Genomic DNA, 26,490 nt, shown 5'->3' with positions numbered 1-26,490 from the left:
CCCTCGTCGGCGTCGGCGTCGTCGGCATCGTCCACGACGACGACGGCGGCCTCGTCCGCGTCCACGTCCCCCACGGCTAGCAGCGCCACGGCCCCCACGTCACCCGCGGCCAGCAGCGCCACGGCGAGCACGGGCGCCGCCTCCTCCTCGGGCAGCCTGTCCCTCGAGATGCCCCCCGCGCTGGACGGGCAGCGGACCCTGGCGGTGCAGGCCGCCGTGCAGCGGGCCGCGGGGCCGGGGTCCGAGGTGGGGTTGAGCGCCGCCTCGCCGCTGGAGCGGCAGACGGAGCTGCGTCAGCGGGCCGCCGGCCTGGAGCAGGCGGTCGACGCCGCCGCGAGCCCGGCGCCCACCCGCAACGCGGAACAGCAGGCCTGCCTGGACGCCACCCGCTCCGACCTGGAGCGGGACGCCGAGGCCGGGGCCGCTGACCTGGGGCTCACGGCCCAGCCGGAGACGGCCGCCACCACCGGCGGCGGGCCCACCTCGACGCCGCCGCCCTCCTTCACGGCGTCCCCCGACGCCGAGGTCACTCCGCTCGGCGTGCGCGTCACCGTGTACCCCACGGAGGAGGCCGCCCGCGCCGCCCTGGAGGACGCCCGAGCGGCGGGGCAGGCCTGCACCGGGGTGGACCTGGCCGGGCTCGGCGTGGAGAGCGTGACGCGGACCGAGCACGAGGGCGGCACCGCCTACACGGCGCTCCCGGCCCCCGGGGGGTCCGTCTACTCGCACCTCACGGCCGTGCAGGACGGCGCCCGCATCGTGGCCGTGGCCCAGGCCGACGCGGACGGCGGGGTGCCCGCGGACGCCGAGGACCGTGCGGCCTCGATCGTCGCCGACGTGCTCGCCGCGCTCGACGGCGAGGGCTGAGGACAGCGGACCCTCAGCCCCGCAGACCCCCGAGCACCACGCCCGTGACGGCGTCGATCATCTGGCCCGGTCCCTGCTGGCCGGGGACGCCGCGATCCGGCCGGTACCAGTCGACGATCGAGTTGATCATGCCGAGCGCCAGGCGGGCGAGGTTGCGCGGGGTCACATCGGAGCGCACCGCACCCGCGGCCTGGGCGGCCTCGAGCAGGTCGCCCAGACGCCGGGTGATCTCGCGGCGGCGCTCGACGGCGGCCAGCTCGACCGCCGAGTTCCCGCGCAGGCGCAGCAGCAGGGTCACCTCGGGCTGCTTCTCCGCCAGCACCCCGAGCGTGCCGCGGATGGCCGCCTCGACCTGCGCGCCGGCGTCGGCCCCGCTGGCCACCACATCGTCCAGGCACGCCTCGAGGGCGTCGAGCGCCTCCGTCACCGCGTGGTCGAGGATCGCCTCCTTGGACTCCACGTGGTGGTAGATCGCGGACTTGGAGATGCCCAGGTGGGTGGCGAGCATGCCCATGGACGTCGCCTCGTAGCCGTGCCGGTTGAAGAGCTCGACGCACTCGGCCAGCAGCGTCTGCCGGTCATAGCCGGGCCGGCCGCGGCGCGGGGTGGGGCTGCTCTGGGGCACGGGGCTCCTTCGGAGGCGGGCGGACGCCGACGACGACGGCGCACCGGTCCACTCTACCGGGCACGCCGGCGTCGGCATCGGCCGCGGGGACGGGATCAGGCCTGGTCGCGCAGGTCGTAGATCCGCTTGAGCTTGCCGGAGGAGCGGGCCAGGGACTCCGGCTCCACCACGTTGATCACGCACGAGGAGCCGATCTTCGTCTTGATCTCCATGCGCAGGTGCGCGGCACAGGCCTGGGCCTCCTCGAGGGACGCATGATCGCGGCGCTCGATGTTCACGGCCATCTGGTCCATGCGGTCCGGCCGCGTGATCTCGAGGGTGAAGTGCGGCGACAGGGCCGGCTCCTTGAGGGCCAGCTCCTCAATCTGCGACGGGAACAGGTTCACGCCGCGCAGGATGATCATGTCGTCCGAGCGGCCGGTGATGCGGCCCATGCGGCGGTGACCCGGGTGCGTGGTGCCCGGCAGCAGGCGGGTGAGGTCGTGGGTGCGGTACCGGATGATCGGCAGCGCCTGCTTGGTGAGCGAGGTGAAGACGAGCTCGCCGTGGCGGCCGGTCTCGAGGACCTCGTCCGTGAGCGGGTCGATGATCTCGGGGCGGAAGTGGTCCTCCCAGATGTGGGAGCCGTCCTTGGTGGCCGCGGACTCGCCGGCCACGCCCGGGCCCATGACCTCGGAGAGGCCGTAGATGTCCAGGGCGTCGAGGTCGAAGGTCTGCTCGATCTCGCGGCGCATCTCGTCGGTCCACGGCTCGGCGCCGAGGATCGCGACCTCGAGGGAGGACTCGCGGGGGTCCAGGCCGAGCTTCTTGAAGCCGTCCGCGATGGTCAGCAGGTAGGTGGGCGTGGAGAGGATGGCGCGCGGCTGGAAGTCGGTGATCAGCTGCACCTGCTTCTCCGTCTGCCCGCCGGACATCGGGATCACGGCCGCCCCGATGCGCTCGGCGCCGTAGTGGGCGCCGAGGCCGCCGGTGAACAGGCCGTAGCCGTACGCGTTGTGCACGCGGTCACCGGGGCGGATGCCGCCGGCGCGGAAGCAGCGGGCGACGAGGGTGGCCCACGTGGCCAGGTCGTCGTCGGTGTAGCCGACCACGGTGGGCTGGCCGGTGGTGCCGGAGGAGGCGTGGATGCGGCGCAGCTCGGGGCCCGTGGCGGCGAACGCGCCGAACGGGTAGCTCTTCCGCAGGAACTCCTTGTCCGTGTACGGGAACTTGGCGAGGTCCCCGAGCTCCGTGAAGTCCGAGGGGTGGACGCCGTGCGCGTCGAAGTGCTCGCGGTACGCGGGCACGTTCTCGTAGGCGTGGTGCAGGGTCCAGCGGAGGCGCTCGAACTGGAGCGCCTCGATCTGGTCCCGGCTCATCGTCTCCTCGGGGTCCGGCGCCCCGCGGTCGGCGGGGGCGGGCAGGGGTGCCGGCGTGTACGGGTTGGGGATCGAGGCCTCAAGCATGGCGTCCTCCTGGGGATGCGGGGTCGGGCGGCGGTCGACGACGGCGGCGCACCGGCGGGTGCGCCCCTCGGTCAGCGTCCGGGGGCGGGGATGGTGCGGGAGCGGCCGCGGAAGGCGGCCACCGGGGTGCCGTCGTCGGTGGTGACGGTGATGTCGTAGACGGCCGAGCGGCCCGCGGCGGCGACCAGGCGCCCCTCCGCGACGAGGGTCTGCCCGGCGCGGGTGGCCGCGAGGAAGTTGACGTCCACGCCGGAGGCCACGGTGAGGGTGGAGCCGTCCGAGGCGGGGTCGTTGCAGGTCAGCGCGAAGCACGTGTCCGCGAACGCGAAGACGGCGCCGCCGTGGGCCAGGCCGAAGCCGTTGTGCTGGTCCTCGGTGAGCGTCATCCGGATGCGCGCGTGGTCCTTCTCGGCGGCCTCGAGGGTGACGCCGAGCCACCGCGCCACGCGGTCGTCGGCGAGCATGGGGTGGTGGGCGGTCTCGGTCATGGGCGGGCCTCCCTGCGGGCACGGGCGCGCCGGCGCGGCGGCGCAGAGAATTACTGAACGATCATTAGGTAACTCTCTGGATGTGACCCACGTCAAGTCCGGTCCGGTGTGTGACGCACACTGCCCCGCCCTGCCGCTGCCGGGGCGAGGCGCACCGGGATCCTGTGCGTGGGCCCCGCCTATCGTGTCCGCGGCTCCTGTCTAGGGTGACCGCATGGTGACCTTCGCGCCGGACCGCGCCTCCTTCATGCTCAGCCCCTCGGACATCACCGCCGCCGCCACGTGTACGTACGGGTGGCTGCGCGGGACGGTGGACCCGAGACTCGGTCGCGCCGAGCGGATCGGCGTGGCGGACGCGTTCCTCGAGCGGGTCTCCCGCCTCGGGGACGAGCACGAGTCCCGCGTGCTCGCGCGCCTCGAGGCGGAGCACGGCGCGGACCAGGTGGTCCGGCTCGCCCGCCCGGAGCGCTACACGCCCGAGGGCGTGCGGGCCGCCCGGGAGCGCACTGCGGCGGCGTTGGCCGCGCGTCCCGCCGTCGTGTTCCAGGGGATGCTGCACGACGGCGCGTTCGGCGGCCTGGCCGACTTCCTCGTGCTCCGTGCGGACGAGGGGCACCCCGAGGGTGCGTACGAGGTGGTGGATACGAAGCTGGCCCGGCATGCGCGGGTGACGGCGCTGCTGCAGATCGCCGCGTACGCGGACCTGCTGGACGTCATGGGCGTGCCGCGGGCGCGGCAGGGCAGCCTGTGGCTCGGGGACGGTTCCCGGCACGTCGCGGACCTGGACGAGGTGATCCCGGTGTACCGGCACCAGCGCGCCCGGCTGGAGGCGCTGCTGCAGGATCACGTGGCCGCCGGGGAGCCCGCCCGCTGGGGCGACGACCGCCTGAGCGTCTGCGGGGCGTGCGAGGCGTGCGAGGAGGCCGTCGCCGAGCACCGGGACGTGCTGCTCACGGCGGGGGCCACGCGGCTGCAGCGCACCCGGCTGCGCGAGGCCGGCATCACGACCATCGAGCAGCTCGCGGCCTCCGTCGCACCGCCGGAGGGCATGGCCCGCCGCACGTGGGAGGCACTGCGGGACCAGGCGGCGATCCAGCTGGAGCCGGCCGGGGCGGACGGGCTGCCGCCGCATCGGATCGTGGACCCGCGCGCCGTGGCGGGGCTGCCCGTGCCGGACGCCGGAGACGTCTTCTTCGACTTCGAGGGGGACCCGCTGTGGGTCTCCGCGGACGGGAGCATGGAGGGCCTCGAGTACCTGTGGGGCTGGGTCGAGGCTCCGGGCGGGGACACCGCGCGCACCGCCTCGGCCGACTTCCGGTTCACGGGTCTGTGGGCGGACACCCGTGCCGCCGAGCGGGCGGCGCTCGAGCAGTTCGTGGCGTTCGTGGAGGCGCGGCGCGCGACCCACCCGGGGATGCGGATCTACCACTACGCCGCGTACGAGGTCACCGCGCTGAAACGCCTGACCGTGCGCCACGGCGTGGGCGAGCGCGAGCTGGACGACTGGCTGCGCGCGGGGCTGTTCGTGGACCTCTACGCCACGGTCCGCGCCGCCCTGCGGGCCGGTGTGCCGAGCTACTCCATCAAGAAGCTGGAGCCCCTCTACATGGGGGCGGAGCACCGGGCGGAGGACGGCGTCACGACGGCGGCGGACAGCGTCACCGAGTACCACCGGTACGTCGCCGCGATGGAGGCCGGGGACACCGAGGTCGCGAGGGCGATCCGCGCCGACATCGAGGACTACAACCGGTACGACTGCGTCTCCACGGCGCGGCTGCGGGACTGGCTGCTGGCGCAGGTCGAGCCCGAGGAGGCGGCCGTCGCGGACCGTCCCGTCGACGACGCCGCGACCGGGGACGAGCCGCTGGTCGAGGCCGCGCCGTCGCTCCAGGAGCAGGACGCGGCCCTCGCCGCCTCGCTGCAGGCGCTGGCGGGCGTCGAGAGGGACGAGGCGGGCGGGACGGGGGCCCCGGAGACGGAGCTCGACGGCGGGCCGCGCGGTATCGCCCTGCTGGCCGCTGGCCTGGGCTACTTCGCGAGGGAGAACAAGCCGCTGTGGTGGGCCATGTTCGATCGGGCGGTGTCCGCCCCGGACGAGTGGCAGGAGCCGCGCGCGAACCTGGTGTTCGACACCGTCGAGTCGGTGGGTGCATGGGAACGTCCCACCCCGCGGAGCAACCCCGCCCGGACGCTGACCGTGACTGGGCGCCTCGAGCCGGGCACCGAGGTCCGGCCGCGTCGGAACAGCAAGGAGAGGTTCAAGCTCAACGCCCTGTACGAGCAGCCGCCGCGCTGGGCGGAGCTGGCCCCCAACGCCGTCCGCTGGCAGAGCCGATCGCCCGTGGACGTGACCGAGGTGGAGGAGATCGCACCGGGCCGGTTCCGCGTCAGCCTGCTGCAGCGCCTCAGCGCCAAGTACGAGCCGGAACCGCACGCAGAGGTGCCCATGGCGGTGTTCCACCTCAACTATGTCCGGCCCGGCGGCCTCCTCGAACGCATCCGGGAGCAGGCCGCCGAGGCCGCCCGCCGCGGCCGGCTGCCGGACGGAGCGGTGTTCGACATCCTGGCGCGCCGTGCCCCGCGCACCACGGGCCGGACCCTCGCCGCGATCGGGGCGGACGTACGAGACGGCCGGCGGGACGGCGTCGGCGGCCTGGTCGAGGCGGTCGAGTCCGCACGCGGCTCCTACGTGGCCGTGCAGGGCCCTCCCGGCACCGGCAAGACGTTCGTGGGCAGCCGCGCGGTGAAGGAACTCCTGGACCGGGGCTGGACGGTCGGTGTCATGGCCCAGTCCCACGCGGTGGTGGAGAACTTCCTCGACCAGCTGATCGGCGTCGGTGTGGACCCCGACCGCGTGGGCAAGGAGCCCAAGGACCCGGACGGACCGCACCGCTGGACGTCCCTGGGCTCATCGGAGGTCCATGCCTTCCTGGCACCGGGCCGGGTCCTGGGCGGCACCGCGTGGACCTTCGCGAACGCCGCGGCCCAGCCGGTCGACCTCCTGGTGGTGGACGAGGCCGGGCAGCTCTCCCTCGCGCACCTCCTGGGCGCGAGCGCCCTGGCCGAGACGGTGCTGCTGCTGGGTGACCCGCAGCAGCTCCCCCAGGTCAGCAAGGGCGAGCACCCCCAGCCCATCGGCGACGCGGCCCTGACCTGGATCGCGGAGGGCGCCCCCGTGCTCCGCGCCGACCGCGGCTTCTTCCTGGACACCTCGTGGCGCATGCACTCTGCGCTCACCCACGCGGTCTCCGAGCTCTCCTACGCCGGCCGGCTCGGCGCGCGGGAGGAGGTCACGGACGCCCGCCGCCTCGACGGCGTGGATCCCGGGCTGCACCCCTGGCCGGTCTCCCACACGGGCAACGCGGTGTCCTCGCCGGAGGAGGCCGCGGCCGTCGTCGAGATCATCCGGTCACTGCTCGGCCGCACCTGGTCCACCGGCCCAGACGACCCCGGCCGGCCGCTCGAGCCGTCCGACGTGATCGTGGTGGCCCCGTACAACGCGCAGGTCGCCACGGTCCGGGAGGCACTCGACGCCGCCGGCCTCGAGGGCACCACCGTCGGCACCGTGGACAAGTTCCAGGGCCGGGAGGCCGCCGTCGCGATCCTGACGATGGCGGCGTCCTCACCGCAGGAGGTGCCGCGCGGGCTGGACTTCCTCCTGAACCGGAACCGGCTCAACGTGTCGATCTCGCGCGGGCAGTGGGCCGCCTACCTCGTCCACTCCCCCGCCCTCGCGGACGCGCTGCCCACCCGCCCCGAGGACCTGCCGATGATCGGCGCGTTCCTGCGGCTCGTGCACCGCTGACTCAGTCGGCGGCGCCCTGGCGCAGCAGGAACCGCTGCAGCTTGCCGGAGGGGGTCTTGGGCAGTCGGTCCACGAAGTGCACCCGGCGCGGGTAGGCGTGCTTGGAGTACTCGTCGCGGACCTTCGCCTGCAGCTCGGCCGCCAGGGCGTCCGGGTCCGCGACGGCCCCGGCGGGCACCACGAACGCCACGACCTCCTCGCCCCGCACCCCCTCCGGGTCCGGCAGGCCGACGACGGCCACGTCCTGCACCCGCGGGTGGTCGATGAGCACGGACTCCACGTCGAACGGGCCGATCCGGTACCCGGCGGCGAGGATCACGTCGTCGTCCCGGGAGGAGAAGAAGAACCAGCCGTCGTCGTCCTGCCGGGCGGTGTCCCCGGTCAGGTACCAGCGGCCGTCCGGGGTGAAACGCTCCGCGGTCTTCTCCGGCTCCCCGAGGTAGCCGGGGAACCAGAACAGGGGTGAGGCCGCGTCGATCGCGATCTGCCCGTCCCGGATCTGGGCGGCGATCCCCGGCAGGGGCACACCCATCGAACCCGGGCGGGGCGGCGCGGCCAGCTCGGGGTGCGCGAGGGTGCAGACGACCATGCCCAGCTCGGTCTGGCCGTAGTGGTCGCGGATCTCCGTGCCGAGGGCCGCCCGGCCCCACTCGAGCACGGACGGCGGCAGCGGCTCCCCCGCCGTGGACACGCGCCGCAGCCGCAGCGGGGCGTCCTCGGTGACCTCCCCGGCCTTGGCCAGCGCGCGGAACATCGTGGGGGCGCCGGCGAGGTTCGTGACGCCCTGCGAGCGGATCACCTCGACCATGGTCGCCGGGGAGAAGGCGCCGCGGTACTGCACCGAGGTCGCCCCGAGCATCAGCGTGCCGACGATCCCGTAGTACAGCCCGTATGCCCAGCCGTGGTCGGCCGCGTTCCAGAACAGGTCCTCGGGGCGCAGGTCCACCGCGCACGTGAGGTAGACGGCGAACGCGGCGGCCGCGCGCAGCGGCACGGGCACCCCCTTGGGGCGGCCGGTGGTGCCGGAGGTGAACAGCAGGGCGATCGGCCCGTCCCCGCCGACCGCGACGTCCTCGGCCAGCGGCGCGGAGTCCGCGAGCGCGTCCCACTCCGGGCCGGTGCGGATGATCTCGATGCCCGGGATGTCCGTGAGCTTCTCGGCCTGGCGGGGCTCGGCGACGACGAGCCGCGCCGCCGCGCCCTCGATGCGCATCCGCGCGGCGCCCGCGGCGAACGCGGTGAACAGCGGCACGTGCACGGCGCCGAGCCGCCACAGGGCCAGCAGCGTGATGACGAGCTCCTCCCGTTTGGACATCATCACGGGGACCCGGTCGCCGCGCGTGACGCCGCGGGCGGCGAGGCCGGTGGCGAGGCGGCGGGAGCGGTCGGCCAGCTCGCCGAAGGTGAGGTCGACGGCGGACATGTCCTCCGCCACGAACCGGAACGCCACGGCGTCGGCCGGCCAGCGGTCGCAGAGCAGGTGCGCGGCGCAGGCGTCCGGGGTCTCGACGTCGGCGACCCACCCGGCCATCAGCCGGTCGATCGTCCCGGCCTCGTGGGCCTGCCCGGTCCGTTCCGTCATCTCGGTCTCCTCATCCCTCTCGGCACGCCGACGCCGGGCGACGGCGACGTCAACCACGGTAGGTCCGCCGCGCCCCGGGCCACCGGGCGCGTCCGCATGTTGCACTCGCCACCCCGTCGCGGTCGAGGACGGACCCGGTCGTCGCCTTCGTCGGGCGTCCGCGGCGCCTGCCAGAATGGGGGCCATGACCTCGCAGCCCGCGCCCGCGTCCACCGCCCACCGCCGTTCCCTCGCCGAGGCCGGCATCGCCCTCGGCCCCCTGGACGGCCGCTACCGTGCGGCGGTGGAGCCGCTCGTGGAGCACCTGTCCGAGGCGGCGCTGAACCGCAACCGCATCCACGTGGAGGTCGAGTGGTTCATCCACCTGGCCGAGCACCGCGTGCTGCCGGGTCTCGAGCCGCTCACGGCCGAGCAGCAGGCGGGCCTGCGGGCGATCGTCACGGACTTCGACGCGGAGTCCGTGGCCGAGCTGGCGGCCACCGAGAAGGTCACGGTGCACGACGTGAAGGCCGTCGAGTACTTCATCGCCGACCGCCTCGAGGGGCTGGGCCTGGGCCGGCTGAAGCCGCTCGTGCACTTCGCGTGCACCTCCGAGGACATCAACAACCTCGCCTACGCGGTGGGTGTGCGCGACGCCGTCGAGCAGGTCTGGCTGCCGGCCGCCCGCGCCGCCGTGGCCACCGTCTCCGCGATGGCCACCGAGGCCGCCGAGACCCCCATGCTCTCCCGCACGCACGGCCAGCCGGCCACGCCCACCACGCTGGGCAAGGAGATGGCCGTGTTCGTGCACCGTCTGACCCGCCAGACCCGGCGCATCGCCGGCCAGGAGTACCTGGGCAAGATCAACGGCGCCACCGGCACCTACGCCGCCCACCTCGCCGCCGCCCCGGACGCGGACTGGCCGGCCCTGTCCCGGTCCTTCGTGGAGCACCTCGGCCTCACCTGGAACCCGCTGACCACCCAGATCGAGTCCCACGACTGGCAGGCGGAGCTGTACGCCGACGTCGCGCGCTTCAATCGGATCCTCCACGGCTTCTGCGTGGACGTGTGGAGCTACATCTCCATCGGCTACTTCGCGCAGATCCCCGTGGCCGGCGCGACCGGCTCCTCCACCATGCCGCACAAGGTGAACCCGATCCGCTTCGAGAACGCCGAGGCCAACCTCGAGCTCTCCTGCGCGCTGCTCGACTCGCTGGGCGCCACCCTCGTGGAGTCCCGTTGGCAGCGCGACCTCACGGACTCGACGTCGCAGCGCAATATCGGCGTGGCCCTCGGCCACTCGGTGCTCGCCCTCACCAACGTCACCAAGGGCATGGGCCAGCTCCAGGTGGCCGAGCCCGTGCTGGCCGAGGACCTCGACACCAACTGGGAGGTCCTCGGCGAGGCGATCCAGACCGTGATGCGCGCCGAGGCGATCGCCGGCGTCGAGGGCATGGACAACCCCTACGAGCGCCTCAAGGAGCTGACACGTGGCCACCGCGTGGACGGGGCGCGCATGCGCGAGTTCGTGCAGGGCCTGGGCCTGTCCGAGGGCGCCCAGGCGCGCCTGCTGGAGCTGACCCCGGCCGGGTACACCGGCGTGGCGGCGGAGCTGGCCAAGGAGTTCGGGCCGGCGCAGGGCTGACGCCCAGGTCACGATCCGAGGACAGGATGGTCACGACCTGAGCACGCCTCTGGTGTGGCGGGCGCCACGCGGGCAAGCTGAGGCGTGGCCTCCACCCGGCGGCCACGACCTGCCGCAGAGCACGCCCCGAGGAGACCTGATGTCCGCTCGCCGCACCACCCGCCCGCTGTCCACCGCCCTCGCCGCCGCCGTCCTGGCGGGCGGCCTCGCCGCCACCGCGGCCACCCCGGCCTTCGCCGCCCCCGCCGAGACCACGGACGGGTGGCAGAACGGGCACTTCGTCGGGGGCACCTTCGGCTCCACGGAGCTCTCGCCCCTGACGGGCCGCTTCTACACGCAGCACGCCGTCAAGGACGTCCGCGTGACCGTGGCGCCGTTCTACCCGTCCTTCACGGATCTCGAGGAGATCTCCTATGACGTCCCCGGTGAGATGGGCCCGGAGACGGATGTGGAGTTCACCTACGACGCCCAGCTCGAGACCGGCTACGTGGACGTCCTGGAGCAGCGTCGGGTCCTCGGCGAGGAGGGCACCGCCGGCGCCGTCTTCACCCTCTACGTGGACGGGAAGGCCACCGCGACTCTGGTGTTCGGGGAGGACCGGAACCTCGGCGACGACGTCCCCGGCATGTTCCTGGACGCCAGGGGCCCGCAGGCCTACGAGTTCGGCGGACGCCCGACGGTGGACCACCAGACCCACCTCGCCGCTCCCGGATCCCGCCTGGTCCGCCTGCAGGGCAACTCCAGCGGCGACGTCGCCGGCGGCGGCCCCATCGAGGACTCCACCATGACGGTGGTCGAGCAGCCGGAGCACGGCACCCTCGTCGAGCTGCCCCGCGTCGGCGACCCCACGGTCTGGACTCCCGGCGAGGAGCGCGGCAGCTGGGCCAGCACTGTCTACGTGGCGGACGAGGGCTTCACCGGCACCGACCAGGCCGTCTTCACCCTCACTGACGGCAGCACCGGCGAGCAGAAGACGCTCGTCGTGACGTTCTCGATCGGGGACCCGCGGGCCGCCGACCCCCACCTGGGGGTCCAGGGCACGGGTCTCCCGTTCGACGAGGCCCGCGTGTGGGAGGCCCTCGAGGCCCAGGGCGAGGACGACGCGTCCGAGGCACCCGCACCGGAGTCCCCGGCGACCCCCGCCCCGGATTCGACGGACGCCCCGGAGGCCTCCGAGCCCTCGGAGCCCGCCGGCGAGCACACCGTCCCCGAGACCGTGGAGACCGGCTCCGGCCAGGCCTGGTGGCTGGCCGCGCTGGGCGCCCTCGGCGCCGGCGGTCTCGTGGCCGCGCGTCGCCGGTTCGGCCTGACCCGCTGAGACCGCGGGGCGGCGCGCGCTTCCCCCACGCGCCGCCCCGCACCCCCGGCCCCGGTCGCCCGTCGGTGGCTGGGTGCCGCCCGACAGGGGACGATGGGCGGGTGCTGCTTCCGTCTCTCCCCGTGTGGCTGCTGTCCGCCGCCCCCAAGGACCCCGCCGAACTCGAACGGGATGTGCCCGAGCCGATCGACGCGCACGGCGATCTGGCCGACGCGATCACGGCGGCCATCACCACTGTGGACCTCGTGGGCGTGTTCTTCTTCGCGATCTCCGGCGCGGTGCTGGCGGTCCGCAAGGGCTACGACATCGTCGGCTCCCTGCTGCTGGCCCTCATGGTGGGCACGGGCGGCGGCGTCGTCCGCGACCTCGTGGTCGGCCGGGACGTGCCCGCCGCGTTCGACAATCCCTGGTACCTGATCCTGCCGGCGGTCGCGTCGCTGGCGGTGTTCCTCCGGATCTTCGACGGCGAGCGCGGCCACCACGCCGTCATGGCCTTCGACGCCATCGGCCTGGCCGTGTACTGCGTGGTGGGCACGCGCATCGCCCTGCTCGCCGGCCTGAGCCCGGTCGCCGCCGCGGTGCTGGGCCTGGTGACCGCCGTCGGCGGCGGCATCCTGCGCGACGTCGTCGCCGGGGAACCGCCCGCCGTGTTCGGCGGGCGCGGCTGGTACGCGCTGCCGGCCATCCTCGGCGCGGGCACGACGGCGGCCCTCGGCCAGGCGGAGCTCCTCGGCCCGCTGACCTCGGCGGCGGTGATGGTGCTCGTGCTCGTGCTGCGCGTGGTGTCGCTGCGCAGGGAGTGGCTCGCCCCGGGGGCCGAGATCTCGGGGGAGACCCAGCGCCAGCGCCTGGATCCGCACGACGAGCCGCCCGTGCCGGACATCCGCGACCGCAAGGGCAGGGACGGGCCGCCCGCCGACCCCGGCGAGGACGGCCCCCCGGCGAACGAGGAGACGCCCGGAACCGACGAAGACGTCACACCTCCGGGGACACCCGGGTGAACAAACGAGCCACTGCGCGGGCCGCCCGGGACAATGGCCGGTGAATCCCCGGACCCAACGGAAGGAGCCGCCGTGGACGTGCAGCAGTTCTTCGCCACCCTCACCGACGTCCCGTGGCTGCTCACGACCCTGGACCTGATCGGGATCTTCTTCTTCGCCACCTCGGGGGCACTGCTGGCGGCACGCAAGCAGTTCGACCTGGTGGGCTCGCTGGCGCTGTCCCTGCTGGCGGGCCTGGGCGGCGGCTTCACGCGGGACATCCTGCTGGACCGCGGTCTGCCCGCGTCCCTGGAGAACCCGGTCTACCTGGCCCCGCCCGTGCTGGTGTCCCTGCTCGTGTACGTCAAGGTGATCCACCCGAATCGGCTGAACCTGACCATCACCCTGTTCGACGCCGCCGGGCTCGCCCTGTTCACGGTGTCCGGTGTGCTGCTGGCCCACTCGATGGGCGTGCACCCGGTGTCCACAGTCGTGATCGCGATGGTCACGGCGCTGGGTGGCGGCGTGCTGCGGGACATCGTCGCCAACGAGGTCCCGTCCATCTTCGACCCCCGCGGCGTCTACGTGCTCCCCACGTTCCTGGGCGCGGTGCTGGCGACCGTGGTGGCGATGAACGGCGCGCTCAACGCGTTCACGGGCTTCCTCATCGCGTTCCTGATCTTCGCGGTGCGGATGATCGCCTACCGCTACCAGTGGCGGTTCTTCGGCGCGGAGATCTCCCAGGACAAGGAGTCCCTCGAACGTCTGCGGCGCCTGGCCACGCAGGCGCAGGAGGCGGCCGCACGCCGGGTGGAGCGCACCCTCGAGCGCCGGCTGCGCTCCCCCGGCGCCCCCGCCTTCCCCGACGACGACACGCACGGATCCTACGGACCGCGGGAGGAATACGAGGACCAGGTGCGGGTGGACGACTACGACCCGCAGACCCAGACGATCACCGTCATCGACCCCGCCTCACACCAGCAGGTGCGCCTGGACCGCGGCACCGGCGTCATGGACGTCACCGACCTGCGCACCGGGCGCACGCGCAGCTTCGACGACCCCGAACACGACTGGATCGCGGACGACCCGGAGGACCCGAGGGACTGAGGGATGCGGTGGGCCCGACGCCGGGCCGCGCACCCCGCGAACAGGTCTATGCTGAGAGTCCATGACCGGCACGCATGAGACCGCCCGCCCCGCCAGCACGACCACGGAGGCCGCGGCCTCCGGCCCCCTCCACCGCGTCGGATTCGACCGCGCGAAGTACATCGAGCTCCAGTCCCAGCACATCCAGGAACGCCGCCGCCAGATCGGCGGGAAGCTGTACCTGGAGATGGGCGGCAAGCTCTTCGACGACCTGCACGCCTCCCGCGTCCTGCCCGGCTTCACCCCGGACAACAAGATCGCGATGCTCGACCGCATCAAGGACGAGACCGAGATCCTGGTGTGCTTCAACGCCAAGGACCTCGAGCGGAACAAGGTCCGCGCGGACCTGGGCATCACGTACGAGGACGACGTCCTGCGCCTCGTGGACGTGTTCCGGGAGCGCGGGTTCCTGGTGGAGCACGTGGTGGTCACGCAGCTGGAGGACGCCAACCACCGTGCGCTGGCGTTCCTCGAGAAGCTCGAGCGCCTCGGCCTGAAGGTGGCCCGCCACCGTGTGATCCCCGGCTACCCGCACGCCATGTCCACGATCGTCTCGGAGCAGGGCTTCGGCGCGAACGAGTGGTCCGAGACCACGCGGGACCTCGTCGTCGTGACGGCCCCCGGCCCGGGCTCCGGCAAGCTGGCGACGTGCCTGAGCCAGGTGTACAACGATCGGCAGCGGGGCATCCCGGCCGGCTACGCGAAGTTCGAGACGTTCCCCATCTGGAACCTGCCGCTCGAGCACCCGGTGAACGCCGCCTACGAGGCCGCCACCGTGGACCTGGACGACATCAACCTGATCGACCCGTTCCACCTGGCCGAGTACGGCGAGCGGGTGACGAGCTACAACCGCGACGTCGAGGTGTTCCCGCTGCTGTCCGCGCTGCTGGAGAAGGTCACGGGCACCACCCCGTACAAGTCCCCCACGGACATGGGCGTGAACATGGCCGGCGCGGCGATCGTGGACGACGAGGTGTGCCAGGAGGCCGCGAAGCAGGAGATCATCCGGCGCTACTACAAGGCTCAGGTGGCGGAGGCCGTCGAGGGCGCGGACGACACCGAGTCCGAGCGCGTGGCCCTGGTGATGTCCAAGCTGGGGCTGAGCAGCGAGGACCGTCCGGTGGTGGGTGCCGCGCAGTTGGTGGCCGAGCGCACCGGTGAGCCCGGCGCGGCCGTGCAGCTGGCGGACGGCACCCTGGTGACCGGCAAGACCTCGGAGCTGCTGGGCTGCTCCGCCGCGGTGCTGCTCAACGCCCTCAAGGTGCTGGCCGGCATCGAGGACGACGTGCACCTGCTCTCCCCCGCCTCGATCGAGCCGATCCAGACGCTCAAGACCGTGCACCTGGGCTCCAAGAACCCGCGGCTGCACACGGACGAGGTGCTGATCGCGCTGTCCGTGTCCGCGGCGACCGACGAGAACGCGAGGGCGGCCGTCGAGCAGCTGGCGAGCCTCGAGGACTGCGACGTGCACACGACGACGATCCTCGGCTCCGTGGACGAGGGCATCTTCCGGTCCCTGGGGATGCTCGTGACGAGCGAGCCGAAGTTCCAGAAGAAGGGGCTGTACCGGAAGCGGTGAGGCAGAGCGGTTCTCGCGACGAGCCTTGCGATATGGCCCCTTCCGGGGCGTTTTCGTTCGAGAAGTGGGAGCGGGTCGCGCGTGGGCCGCGGCCCGCTCAGGAGGCTCCGGCGGTTCGCCGAGGCATGGCCAGGGGTCATGAACTGAGCGGGTGGGCAACACCTACCCAGGGCTGAGCTATAAGCAATCACGCACGGCCCCTCCCCATAGATAGGGCAGTAGTTCGCCTCATTCTTTCTTACTCGTCCGAGTAGCGCGCTAATGCGTTGACACGCTGCTATCTGCTCCAGTAGTCTCTTATCTGCAAGGACAACCTCTAATTCGGCCGTAAGGCCAACACTTGACAGATAGGACTCTGATGCGCCAGATCGAACTCAGCGGATACAAGCCTTACACCGAGGTTCTGGCCCAGCGCTCACCGCGCGGCCAGCATCGCAAGACCTACACGATCGCCCTCCCCCTCCACCTCATTGGCACCTACCTGCCGATTCCTGACCCGGAGGTTCCCTTCCCTGGGAACCGTCGGGTCAACAAGCGCCACGCCAACAAGTTCACGGACTACTGGCTCGAGAACAAGACCTGGGTCACTCCGCCGCTCCTGATCGACACAACTACCCCCCTGCACGAGGACTTCACGGTCGAATTCGGCGCGGGTGATGTGGAGTTCGGCGTCCTGAAGCTCTACCAGAACTCCGACCGCACCTTCGAGATCCTGGACGGGCAGCACCGCATCCTTGGCTGGAAGATTGCGGGGGACCGAATTGCCGATGACCTCAAGGCATACCGCAGTCGGCTGCAGGCGGCGGAGGAGAACGGCAACTCGGACACTGCCGAGCATTGGAAGAAAAAGATCCAGGAGACTCAGGCGCTCCAGACCCGGTACGAGCATGAGTACGTGACGGTCGAGATTCTCCAGGGCATCACGGAAGACGGCCACAAGCAGGCGTTCAACGACATCGCGACGAACGCCCTCGGCATCACCAAGTCTGTGACGGTCTCGTTTGACCGGCGCAGCATGATCAACCGCATCGCCATCGACGCTGCAGAGGGGGTAGAGCTGCTCCAGGACCGTGTGGACTGGGAGAAGGACCGCGTCGCTGGCAAGAACGAAAACCTCTTGTCCGGCCGGAACCTGGCGGACCTGGTGCGCCACGTGGCGGTCGGTATCGCCGGACGTATGACCCGCCGGCGCGAGGCGGAGATGAACGAGAATTCCGTGGCAAAGCTGGCCGAGAAGTTTTTCACCGTTCTGGTCGAGTCCTTCACCTCCTTGCAGGAGATCGCTGGCGGTTCCGTCACCCCCCTCGAGGTTCGCGAACGCGAAATGACCATTTCCCCGACGGTCCTCCGCGTGCTCGCTGGCGCGTTTCATGAGTGCGCAGTAGACCTGAGCGACGAGCGACACCCGAGCCTTAGCACGGAAGGGGTCGAGCAGATTCAGCGGTTGTTCCGTGAGCTCGACGGAACCATGTCTTACCCGCTCGATGATCGGTGGATCGAAACGGGGTTCTTCGCCGACGAGGACTCCAAGACCCCTCTCTCGCGCGCCCAGGACTTGAGCGGCCTGACGGCAAAGCTGACAGAGTGGGCCAAGATTGGCTCGCCGTTCAGGGAGAACTGAACCCCTCAATGTGAGGGGCGGTTGGCCTGCCCGGTCCGCTGCCCCTCACTAGTCATTTAGGCAACGTCTGCCACCGTTGCAGTCCGGAAGCGGTCGTAGGCCCACATGAGCTTGTCGTGATCGGGTCGGTTCGCTCGCGCCTTGGGAAGCATCATGAGCGGCTTCCCATGCAGGTCCTGCAGACCGTGGCGCAGCATGGGGCCGTCCACCTCATCGAGCAGGTCCTGCCGGATTTCGACGATGGGGCGTTCTAGCGTCGGACGCAATCCGAGGAACCGTCGATCAAACGCCGCGTGATGGATCTTGCACAACGCCATCCCGTTGCCCACGGTCGGCGTGCCTAGTCCATGGCTGTCGTCCACGATGTGCGCGGCGTCGAGTAGCTCCGGGTGCGCCAGGTTGCAGACGGCGCAGTGGTTCTCGTAGGCCTTCAGGACGGTGGACCGGAAGACCGGCTGGTGCAGTCTCACCCTCGTCTCCCGCATGAGGTAGCGCTTGAGAGCAGGGACGGCGATCCCATCCTCGAGCGATTCGACAGCGAAGTCCTCCTCCGCCAGCGGAGCGAGGATGAACTGCTGTTTCTCCGGCTCCTCGTCCGCGAGGTAGACAGGCGCCACGACCTGGTACTCCGGCGGGGCGCCTCCGACGCCGATGAACCAAATAATGGGCAGACGCAGGACCATGGCTCGGCGCAGGCCAGCGTTCTCATGGTGCAGGGGATTATCCCCGCGCCACTTGTAGCGGATAAGTCCGTCCGCCCCAACCTCATCGTCGTAGGGTCGCTTCTGCCCCGGGGCCCGGAAGGTCGTAACGATGGAGAGGGTGGCCTCAAATCCACGAGGCTTCCAGATGCCCTGCTGAGACGGGATCAGCCGGAAGGGTTTTCCGTCCCACTCAAAGTCACCGATCTGGTCACGCGTGAGCGAAATCTGGCGGTCGAAAGTACGTTTTTCCAACCAGGCAATCGCTGCGTGACGCAGTCCCTCGGGTTCCGCCATCGCCCCTCCCTCGTCTCGGCGGGGATACCGCGTCGGCCTCGAATGAGCAGCACGTTACCAATAGCTCAGCGGTACTCCGCCCACACCCGCCTCGCCTCACCGTCGACGGTCATCACCCCGCCGTGCGGCAGGATCCACTGCGGCCGGGTGTGGCCGAACGGGATGCCCACGCACACCACCGCGTCCGGGTTGTAGCGCTCGACCTCCTCCAGCACCACATCACCCTGCTCCCGGCGCAGCCGCGCCCGCTCCTGCGCCGTCGGGCGCACCTCGAAGGAGCTCACCGGCGGGCGCGCCGCCAGCACGGCGTCCACGGCGCCGAGCACGCCGCGCTCCCCCAGGATCCGCAGCAGCCGCCGCACCTCGCCGGCGCTCGGCAGCTCCTCGCTGGTCTCGATGAGCAGCACACCACCCTCGAGCACCGCCATGTCCGCCGGCCCGCGGCCGGCCGCCATCACCCACGGCAGCACCTCGAGGCAACCGCCCCACGTCCGGCCGGTCACCGCGCGCCGCGGCCCGGCCCAGCGCCACGGTGAGGCGCCCTCACCGACGCCGCGCCCGCCGTCGTCGAGCGGGCCCGGCACCGGCTCGCGCGTCCCGAACTCGGTCAGCGCCCGCGGGTCCAGCCAGTCGACGCCATGGTCCTCCGCCTCCCCCGGCTCCGTGATCTCCAGCCGCCCTCCCGTCAGCAGGGCGGCCCGCAGGGACGCGGCGTGCACCTCATCCACAGTCGGTCCCGGCCCCAGGTGCACCTGGGTGGAGCCGCCGTAGAAGCTCGCCACCCCGTTGCCCCACAGCCACTGGTGCAGGTTGGTGTTGTCGCTGTAGCCGAGGAACGGCTTGGGGTCCGCGCGCACGGCGTCCGCGTCCAGGTGGCCGATCACGGTGATCTGGTCCTCCCCGCCCACCGTGGCGATCACCGCCCGGATCTGCGGGTCCGCGAACGCCGCGTTCAGGTCCCGCGCCCGGCTCTCAGGACTCGCCCCGAGCTGCCGGGTGGTGGGGTACTCGAGCGGCTCCAGTCCGGTCACCTCGGCCAGGCGCCGCATCGCCTGCTCATGCACCGCGGGCGCGAAGCCGGGAGCCGCGAACGACGGCGAGACGACGGCGATCCTGTCGCCCGGCTGGGCCTTGGGCGGGTGGACGAGCGGCTGAGTCATACCGGGAGCGTAGCGAGAGGCCACCTGTCCGTCGTTCCTCTCGCCCAGACCAGACGACCTGCGCCCGGACCCCCTCCGCCCCTCACCCCTGACGCAGCTCGCGGCGCAGGATCTTGCCCGTGGCGTTCTTCGGCAGCCCGTCCAGGACGGTCACCTCCCGCGGCTGCTTGTAGCGGGCCAGCCGTTCGGCCGCGAACGCCTGGAGCTCCTCCCCCGTGACGGTGCTACCCGGGGCCAGCGAGACGAAGGCGGCGATCTCCTCGCCCAGCCGTTCGTCCGGCACACCCACCACGGCGGCCTCGACCACGTCCGGGTGCTCGTAGAGGACCTCCTCCACCTCGCGGGGGTACACGTTCATGCCGCCGCGGATGATCACGTCCTTGAGCCGGTCCACGATCATCACGTACCCGGCCTCGTCCCGGCGGGCGATGTCGCCGGTGCGGAACCAGCCGTCCTCGTCGAACGCCGCCGCCGTGTCCTCCGGGCGGCCCCAGTAGCCGGCCATGATGCCCTCGCCCCGGATGCGCAGCTCACCGGAAGTCTCAGGGTCCTCCTCGGGCACCTCGGTGCCGTCCATCGCGACGATCCGGAACTCGAAGCCGTCCACCGGCCGGCCCACGGTGCCCGGGCGGGTCGGCGCGTCCACGGGGTTGAAGAAGCACGCACCCGCGTTCTCGGACAGCCCGTAGCCCTCCAACACGGGCACGCCGTACAGCTTCTCCGCCGCGCGCAGCGTCTCCACCGGCAGGCTCGCGCCGCCGGAGAGGGGCATGCGCAGCCGCGAGAAGTCCGCCGGCTCGGCCCCGGCCTCACGGCGGGCCCGGGCCACGGAGAGGAACGCCCCGTGCATGGTGGGCACGCCGGGCAGGAACGTGATGCCGTGGTCCTGCAGCTGGTCGTAGGCGGCCTCCGGCACGAACCGCGGCATCAGGGACAGGGTGGACCCGGCGAACACCGCGCCGTTGAGCACCACCGAGAGCCCGAACACGTGGAACATCGGCAGCGCCGCGAACACGACGTCGTCCGGGCCGAGCCGGCCCAGGCCGGTCGCCGTCGCCATGGCGTTGGAACGCAGGTTCGTGTGCGTCAGTCGGGCACCCTTGGGCCGCCCCGTGGTGCCCGAGGTGTAGAGCAGGACGGCGTCGTCGTCGGGGTCCCGCGGGGTGATCTCCGTGACCGGGGCGATGCCCTCGGCGGCGCACTCCCGCCCGACCGCTTCGAGGTCCAGGGTGACCACCTCGACGTCGACGTTCCTGGCCACCTCGTCCACGGCCGGCAGCCCGGCCATGGCCCAGAGCATGCGCGCCCCGGAGTCCTCGAGGAAGTACTCCAGCTCTCGGGCGGTGAACAGCGGGTTGAGCGGCACCATCACCGCACCCAGACGCATGAGCGCCTCGTAGACCGCCACGAAGGCCGGGACGTTGGGCAGCAGCACGGCCACCCGGTCCCCCGGACCCACCCCGCGGTGGCGCAGCCAGCCGGCCGTCGCGGCCGTGACCTGGTCCAGTTCGCGGTAGGTCATGCGGGCCTCGCCGATCCGCAGGGCCGTGGCATCCGGCTGCCGGGCCACGGTGGCCGAGAGCAGCTCGGCCACATGGCCCCGGCGCTCGGTGGGCCGGCCGGGGGTGGTCGTGGAGGTGTCAGGGGTCTCGGAGGTGGTCTCGGAGGTGGTCACGGTGGCTCCTGATCTGGTGGGGCGGTCGTCGGAGGGGAGGGTCAGAGGAAGGCGGAGTGACCGGTGAGGCCGCGGCCCACGATCAGCGAGTTCACCTCGTAGGTGCCCTCGTACGTGAAGATCGCCTCGACGTCGCAGAAGAACCGGCCGAGCCCGACGTCGGCGAGGATGCCGTTGCCGCCCATCATCTGCCGGCCCAGCGCGGCCGACTCGCGGCACATCTGGGAGGTCTTCAGCTTCACCAGGGAGGCCTGCGTCATGGACACCTCGCCGGCGGCCTCCAGCTGCACCGCCCGGTGCGCCATGCCCAGGGTGGCCGCCAGGTTGGCCGCGATCTGCACGAGCAGGGACTGCACCAGCTGGTGCCCGGCGATCGGGCGGCCGAACTGGGTGCGCTCCAGCGCGTAGCGGCGGGCGGCGTCGAGGATGCCCTGCTGCGCGCCCGCGGCCTGCCAGCCCAGGCCGTTGCGGGAGCCCAGCAGGATCACGTTGGTGTCCGCGAAGGTGTCGGCCTTCTCCAGCTTGTTCCCCGCCGGGATGCGGACGTCCGTGAAGGTGATGTCCGCGTTCTGGACGATCTTCACCGCGGTCTTGTGCTCGATCTTGGTGGCCTCGTAGCCGGGGGTGTCGGTCTCCACGATGAAGCCCTTGACCTGGTCGTCCTCCTCGTCCCGGGCCCACACGATCGCGATGCGGGACATGGTGCCGTTGCCGATCCACCGCTTGGCCCCGTTGATCACCCACTCGTCCCCCTCCCGGCGGGCCGTGGTGGCCATGCCGCCGGCGACGTCGGAGCCGTGCTCCGGCTCGGTCAGCGCGAAGCAGCCGGTGTACTCCATCGCGTACAGGCCCGGCAGCCACGTCTGCTTCTGCTCCTCCGAGCCCAGGGCCTCCAGGGTGGCCCCGACGAGGTCGTTGTGCAGGGCGAAGTACACGCTGAGGGAGATGTCCGCGCGGGCCAGCTCGGCCATCAGGTGCCCGCGGAACAGCGGGTCCTCGGTCGTGCCGCCGATGTGGTTGTAGCCCAGCTCGCCGACGCGGCGGGCGATCTCGTGCGGGAACTCGTCCCGGCTCCAGGCCTCGGCCACGTGCGGGGTGACGATCTCGGCCAGGGCGGCGCGGATCTCCGTGAGCTTCTCCTGCTGCTCGGGCGTCAGGAGGCGGTGGTACTCGAGGACGTCGACGTCGGTCAGCGAGCGGGTGCGGGAATCCGTGGTGGTCATGAGGGGCTCCTTGAGGTCGTTCGTGGGTGGTGCTGAGTCGTGGGGGTCAGGCGGTGGGGCTGGCCAGGGCGGTGAGCGGGATGCCCCGCTCCTCCCCCCAGGCCTGCCAGTGGGCGGCGTCGTGCCGGGAGAGGGCCTCGGTGAGCTGCGCGCGGACGTCCCCGTCCGCGTCCAGCCCGAGGCCCGCCACGAGCGCGGCCGCGAAGTGCGGCTCGAGCGCGCCGACGGCCACATGGCCCTCGGCCGCCGGATACACCCCGTAGTGGGGCAGGGCCCCGCCCAGGGGGCTGCGCGGGCCCGTCATGCGGTGCCGGTTGGGCAGGGCCAGGGCGTGCGCGGCATCGGCGAGCGCCACCGTGGCGTGCCCGCCGTCCCCGTCCGCGCCGCGGGCCCACAGCAGGGCCAGCGCGGCGGAGACGGCCCGCTCGGCACCGTGCAGATCCGCCGCGAGGATCCGCGGTGGAGCCCCCGGCGCCAGCAGGCCCGCCGCGGCCTGGTAGTTGATGTCATGGCCTGGCACGTCCGTGCGGTCCCCGTCGTATCCGGTGATGTCCACCTGGCAGATCCGCCGGTGGCGGGCGCGGACGGCGTCGGCATCCAGGCCCAGCCGGCGCAGCGCCCCGGAGCGGTGGGAGGTGAGGAATACGTCCGCCTCGGCCAGGATCTGCTCCATCTCGGCGGCCCCGGCCTCGGACTTCATGTCCACGGTGCGCACCGACTGCCCGCGGTGCAGCTCCTCGTAGAGGGCCGGCACCAGGGTGGCCACGGGGTCCCCGCTGGGCGGGAGCACCGTGACGACGTCGGCGCCCAGCTCCTGCAGGCGGGCCGCGGCGACGGGCCCGGGCAGGTTCAGCGCGATGGTCACCACGCGCACCCCGGCCAGCGGTGCGGCGCTCATCGGCCCGGCCCCTCGCCGCGCTCGGCCAGCTGCCGGAGGGTGTCGCCGGGACGGAACCGCTCGCCGTAGCGGTCGGCCAGCTCGTCGGCGCGGGCCACGAACGCGGCCGGTCCGCCCTCGCGGTGCGTCATGAACGTCACGGGCCCGCCGGTGTGCGGCGGGAAGCCGATGCCGAACACGCCGCCGAGGTTCGCCGAGGGGGCGTCGGTGAGGACGCCGTCGTCGAAGCAGCGGGCCGTCTCGATGGCCATGCGGTACAGCAGGCGGTCCTGCAGGTCCTGCTCGGGCACGTCCGCCCCGGTGGCGAAGTGCTCGGCCAGGCCCGGCCACAGGTGCTTGGGGCCCTGCTCCGGGTACTCGTAGAAGCCGGCGCCCTGAGCGCGGCCCGGGCGGCCGAACTCGTCCACCATGCGCTCCACCACACGCTCGCCCGGACGCACCGGACGCTCACCGCCGGCCTCGGCGACGGCCTTCTCCTCCTCGCGGCGGATGTGCTGGATCAGGGTCAGGGAGACCTCGTCCATCATGGCCAGCGGGGAGGCCGGGAAGCCGGCGTGGCGGGCCGCCCGCTCGATCCGCTGCGCGTCCACGCCCTCCTCCACGAGGGCCGCGGCCTCGAGCACGAGCGTGCCGTAGACGCGGGAGGTGTAGAAGCCGCGCCCGTCGTTGACCAGGATGGGCAGCTTGCGGATCTGCTGCACCAGGTCGTAGGTGCGCTCCACCGTGCGCTGGGAGGTCTGCTCACCACGGATGATCTCCACGAGCCTCATCCGGTCCACCGGGGAGAAGAAGTGCAGGCCGATGAAGTCCTGGGGCCGCTCCCGCGGGCCCTGCAGCAGGGTGATCGGCAGTGTGGAGGTGTTGCTGCACAGCAGGGTGTCCGGGCCGACCACCTTCTCCACCTCGGCGAACACCGACTGCTTGAGCTCGACGTCCTCGAACACGGCCTCGATCACCGCGTCCACGTGCGCGAGGTCCTGATAGTCCTCGGTGGGCTGCACGCGGGCCAGGACGGCGTCGGCGTCCTCGCGGCTCATGCGCCCCTTCGCCACGCGCCCCTCGAGGAGGGCGCCCACCCGCTCACGGCCGCGCTCGGCAGCCTCCAGGCTGACGTCCTTGAGCATCACGTCCACACCGTTGAGCGCGAGCGCGTGGGCGATGCCCACGCCCATCATCCCGGCGCCCAGCACCGCCGCCGTGGTGATCGTGCTGCGCTCGCGGGAGGGACCGCCCAGGGCGGCGCCGGAGCGCAGCGCCTGCATGTCCGAGTGGAACGCCTGGATCATGGCGGAAGAGGTGTGGCCCGCCACGAGGGACACGAAGTACCGGGTCTCGATGCGCGAGGCGGTGTCGAAGTCCACCTGCGAGCCCTCCACCGCGGCGCTGAGGATCGCCTTCGGGGCGGACAGGTCCGCGCCGTGGAGCTGCCGGCGCAGGGTGGCGGCGAACGCGGGCAGGCGGGAGGCGAAGGAGGCCTGGGCGGGGGTGCCGCCGGGGATCGTGAAGCCCTTGACGTCCCAGGGCTTCACGGCGGCGTCGGCGTCGTCGCGGTGCTCCAGGATCCAGCGCGTGGCGGCGGGCACCAGGTCCCCGGGGTCGGTCACGACCTCGTCGAGGATCCCCTTCTCCATCGCGGCCCGGGCGTCGCGGGCGGTGCCCGGCAGCAGCCAGTCCATCAGGGCGCGCTCCACGCCCACCATGCGCACCAGGCGCGTGATGCCGCCGCCCCCGGGCAGCAGGCCCAGGGTGACCTCCGGGAGACCGACCTTCAGCCCCGGGTCGTCCACGGCGATGCGCCGGTGGCAGGCCAGCGCGATCTCCAGGCCGCCGCCGAGCGCCGTGCCGTTGATCGCGGCGACCACGGGGCGGCCGAGGGTCTCGAGGCGGCGCAGCTGGCCCTTGACCCGCTGCGTCAGCGCGAACACGGACTCCACGTCCTCGGGGCCGGCCTGGGCCAGGGAGTCCAGGTCGCCGCCGGCGAAGAAGGTCGTCTTCGCGCTGGTCAGGACGACGCCGGTCACCGTCTCCCGCTCCGCCTCCAGGCGGTCCAGGACGGCGTCCATCGCGTCCTGGTACCGCTCGTTCATCGTGTTGACCCGCGCCTGCGGGTCGTCCATGGTCAGCGTGACGACGCCGTCGGCGTCCTGGTCCCAGGTGATCATGTGCTCACTCATGCCGGTGCTCTTCCTGCCGTGCTGGTCGGTCGGGTGGGTGGGGCGCTCAGACGCGCTCGACGATGGTGGCGACGCCCATGCCGGCGCCGATGCAGAGCGTGGCGATGCCGGTCCGCAGGTCGCGCCGCTCGAGTTCGTCCACGAGGGTGCCGAGGATCATGGCGCCGGTGGCGCCCAGGGGGTGGCCCATGGCGATCGCGCCGCCGTTGACGTTGGTCTGCTCCTCGGTCCAGCCCATCTCCTTCATCAGCAGCAGCGGCACGGCCGCGAACGCCTCGTTGATCTCCACGAGGTCGATGTCCGCGGCGGTCATGCCGGCCACCTCGAGGGCCTTGCGGCACGCCGGGGTGGGGCCGGTGAGCATGATGGTGGGCTCGGAACCGACGACGGCGGCGGAGACGATCCGGGCCCGCGGGCTCATCCCGGCCCGCCGGCCGGCCTCCTCGGAGCCGATCAGCGTCAGCGCGGCGCCGTCGACGATGCCCGAGGAGTTGCCGGGGTGGTGCCGGTGCTCGATCTCCGCGAGCGAGCTGTACTTCTCCAGCGCCACGGCGTCGAAGCCCGCCTCCCGGCCCAGCGCCTCGAAGGAGGGCTTGAGTTTGGCCAGGGTCTCCACGGACGAGTCGGGGCGGATGGTCTCGTCCCGGTCCAGCACGGTCATCCCGTTCATGTCCGTCACCGGGACCACGGAGCGGGCGAACCGGCCCTCCTGCCACGCCGCCGCAGCACGGCGGTGGCTCTGCGCGGCGAAGCGGTCCAGCTCTGCGCGGCTGAAGCCCTCACGGGTGGCGATCAGGTCCGCGGAGATGCCCTGCGGGATGAAGTCGGTGGCCAGGGAGGTGGCCGGGTCCATGGCCCACGCGCCGCCGTCGGAGCCCATGGGCACGCGGGACATGGACTCCACGCCGCCGGCCACGAGCAGGGACTCCCAGCCGGAGCGGATGCGGGCGGCGGCCTGGTTCACGGCCTCGAGTCCGGAGGCGCAGAACCGGTTCAGCTGCACGCCTGCCACGGTCTGCGGCAGGCCCGCCTTGAGGGCGGCCACGCGGGGCAGGACCGCGCCCTGGTCGCCCACCGGGCTCACGCAGCCGAGGATCATGTCCTCGATGTCGGCGGGGTCGAGCCCCTCATGGCGGTCGCGCAGCGCGTGGGTCAGGCCGACGACGAGGTCGATCGGCTTGACCTCGTGGAGGGAGCCGGAGGGCTTGCCGGCACCGCGCGGCGTGCGGAGGGCGTCGTAGAGGAAGGCGTCCTGGGTCACGGGGTCTCCTGGGGTCGGGGT

19 protein-coding genes are annotated in these 26,490 nt (G+C 72.3%); 8 read left to right on the top strand and 11 right to left on the bottom strand.

Annotation, left to right across the window (positions count from 1 at the left end; translation table 11 throughout):
• Positions 1 to 168: 168 nt before the first annotated feature.
• Positions 169 to 867, top strand: coding sequence for a hypothetical protein (locus tag J1M44_RS10705; RefSeq protein ID WP_241253032.1), 699 nt, complete (start codon positions 169 to 171; stop codon positions 865 to 867).
• A gap of 13 nt (positions 868 to 880) precedes the next feature.
• On the opposite strand, the gene J1M44_RS10700 is transcribed toward J1M44_RS10705, so the two are convergent.
• The 3 genes from J1M44_RS10700 to J1M44_RS10690 form a co-directional block, all read right to left on the bottom strand.
• Positions 881 to 1,492, bottom strand: coding sequence for a TetR/AcrR family transcriptional regulator (locus tag J1M44_RS10700; protein ID WP_060973753.1), 612 nt, complete (start codon positions 1,490 to 1,492; stop codon positions 881 to 883).
• Positions 1,493 to 1,587: 95 nt separating this feature from the next.
• Positions 1,588 to 2,937 carry a phenylacetate--CoA ligase family protein gene (locus J1M44_RS10695; RefSeq protein ID WP_206480973.1) on the bottom strand — a complete coding sequence of 450 codons (1,350 nt, stop codon included), beginning with the start codon at positions 2,935 to 2,937 and terminating at the stop codon, positions 1,588 to 1,590.
• A 71-nt stretch (positions 2,938 to 3,008) separates the two neighbouring features.
• Positions 3,009 to 3,425: a PaaI family thioesterase gene (locus J1M44_RS10690; protein WP_145032636.1), complete on the bottom strand. Its 417-nt coding sequence runs from the start codon at positions 3,423 to 3,425 to the stop codon at positions 3,009 to 3,011.
• A gap of 214 nt (positions 3,426 to 3,639) precedes the next feature.
• Between J1M44_RS10690 and J1M44_RS10685 the strand changes: the two genes are divergently transcribed.
• On the top strand, positions 3,640 to 7,230 hold the full coding sequence (locus tag J1M44_RS10685) for a TM0106 family RecB-like putative nuclease (RefSeq protein ID WP_206480972.1): 3,591 nt from the start codon (positions 3,640 to 3,642) through the stop codon (positions 7,228 to 7,230).
• A 1-nt stretch (position 7,231) separates the two neighbouring features.
• Here the strand turns inward: J1M44_RS10685 and J1M44_RS10680 are convergent, their stop codons facing one another.
• On the bottom strand, positions 7,232 to 8,812 hold the full coding sequence (locus tag J1M44_RS10680; protein ID WP_206480971.1) for an AMP-binding protein: 1,581 nt from the start codon (positions 8,810 to 8,812) through the stop codon (positions 7,232 to 7,234).
• 184 nt (positions 8,813 to 8,996) lie between these two features.
• On the opposite strand from J1M44_RS10680, the gene purB reads away from it, so the two are divergent.
• The 6 genes from purB (at position 8,997) to J1M44_RS10650 (ending at position 17,080) form a co-directional block, all read left to right on the top strand.
• Complete coding sequence (gene purB, locus J1M44_RS10675; RefSeq protein ID WP_206480970.1) at positions 8,997 to 10,436, top strand: adenylosuccinate lyase; 1,440 nt, start codon at positions 8,997 to 8,999, stop codon at positions 10,434 to 10,436.
• 139 nt (positions 10,437 to 10,575) lie between these two features.
• Positions 10,576 to 11,754 carry a hypothetical protein gene (locus J1M44_RS10670; RefSeq protein WP_206480969.1) on the top strand — a complete coding sequence of 393 codons (1,179 nt, stop codon included), beginning with the start codon at positions 10,576 to 10,578 and terminating at the stop codon, positions 11,752 to 11,754.
• 101 nt (positions 11,755 to 11,855) lie between these two features.
• Positions 11,856 to 12,755: a TRIC cation channel family protein gene (locus tag J1M44_RS10665; RefSeq protein ID WP_206480968.1), complete on the top strand. Its 900-nt coding sequence runs from the start codon at positions 11,856 to 11,858 to the stop codon at positions 12,753 to 12,755.
• A 72-nt stretch (positions 12,756 to 12,827) separates the two neighbouring features.
• The gene (locus J1M44_RS10660) at positions 12,828 to 13,841 is read left to right on the top strand and encodes a trimeric intracellular cation channel family protein (protein WP_134416013.1); all 1,014 of its coding nucleotides are present in this window, start codon (positions 12,828 to 12,830) and stop codon (positions 13,839 to 13,841) included.
• Between the two features lie 61 nt (positions 13,842 to 13,902).
• A complete protein-coding gene (locus J1M44_RS10655; RefSeq protein ID WP_206480967.1) occupies positions 13,903 to 15,459 on the top strand; it encodes a DUF1846 domain-containing protein in 1,557 nt (518 codons plus the stop codon).
• A 358-nt stretch (positions 15,460 to 15,817) separates the two neighbouring features.
• Complete coding sequence (locus J1M44_RS10650) at positions 15,818 to 17,080, top strand: DNA sulfur modification protein DndB (protein WP_206480966.1); 1,263 nt, start codon at positions 15,818 to 15,820, stop codon at positions 17,078 to 17,080.
• 56 nt (positions 17,081 to 17,136) lie between these two features.
• Here the strand turns inward: J1M44_RS10650 and J1M44_RS10645 are convergent, their stop codons facing one another.
• The 7 genes from J1M44_RS10645 to J1M44_RS10615 form a co-directional block, all read right to left on the bottom strand.
• A complete protein-coding gene (locus J1M44_RS10645) occupies positions 17,137 to 18,078 on the bottom strand; it encodes an HNH endonuclease (protein ID WP_206480965.1) in 942 nt (313 codons plus the stop codon).
• Positions 18,079 to 18,143: 65 nt separating this feature from the next.
• Entirely contained in the window at positions 18,144 to 19,238 is a 1,095-nt protein-coding gene (locus tag J1M44_RS10640) for a S66 family peptidase (RefSeq protein ID WP_206480964.1), read from the bottom strand.
• A gap of 82 nt (positions 19,239 to 19,320) precedes the next feature.
• Complete coding sequence (locus tag J1M44_RS10635) at positions 19,321 to 20,913, bottom strand: long-chain-fatty-acid--CoA ligase (protein ID WP_342356594.1); 1,593 nt, start codon at positions 20,911 to 20,913, stop codon at positions 19,321 to 19,323.
• Between the two features lie 41 nt (positions 20,914 to 20,954).
• Positions 20,955 to 22,136, bottom strand: a complete 1,182-nt coding sequence (locus tag J1M44_RS10630; protein WP_020623934.1) for an acyl-CoA dehydrogenase family protein — start codon at positions 22,134 to 22,136, stop codon at positions 20,955 to 20,957.
• Between the two features lie 46 nt (positions 22,137 to 22,182).
• A complete protein-coding gene (locus J1M44_RS10625) occupies positions 22,183 to 23,034 on the bottom strand; it encodes a CoA transferase (RefSeq protein WP_020623933.1) in 852 nt (283 codons plus the stop codon).
• The gene (locus tag J1M44_RS10620) at positions 23,031 to 25,208 is read right to left on the bottom strand and encodes a 3-hydroxyacyl-CoA dehydrogenase NAD-binding domain-containing protein (protein WP_206480963.1); all 2,178 of its coding nucleotides are present in this window, start codon (positions 25,206 to 25,208) and stop codon (positions 23,031 to 23,033) included. The genes J1M44_RS10625 and J1M44_RS10620 overlap by 4 nt, the downstream gene beginning before the upstream one ends.
• 46 nt (positions 25,209 to 25,254) lie before the next feature.
• Positions 25,255 to 26,469 carry an acetyl-CoA C-acetyltransferase gene (locus tag J1M44_RS10615; protein WP_206481072.1) on the bottom strand — a complete coding sequence of 405 codons (1,215 nt, stop codon included), beginning with the start codon at positions 26,467 to 26,469 and terminating at the stop codon, positions 25,255 to 25,257.
• Between the last annotated feature and the right edge of the window lie 21 nt (positions 26,470 to 26,490).

It is taken from the genome of Micrococcus sp. KRD128 (assembly GCF_017168395.1).
Taxonomy (GTDB): domain Bacteria; phylum Actinomycetota; class Actinomycetes; order Actinomycetales; family Micrococcaceae; genus Micrococcus; species Micrococcus luteus.
This window is presented reverse-complemented; position numbering and strand designations above follow the sequence as displayed.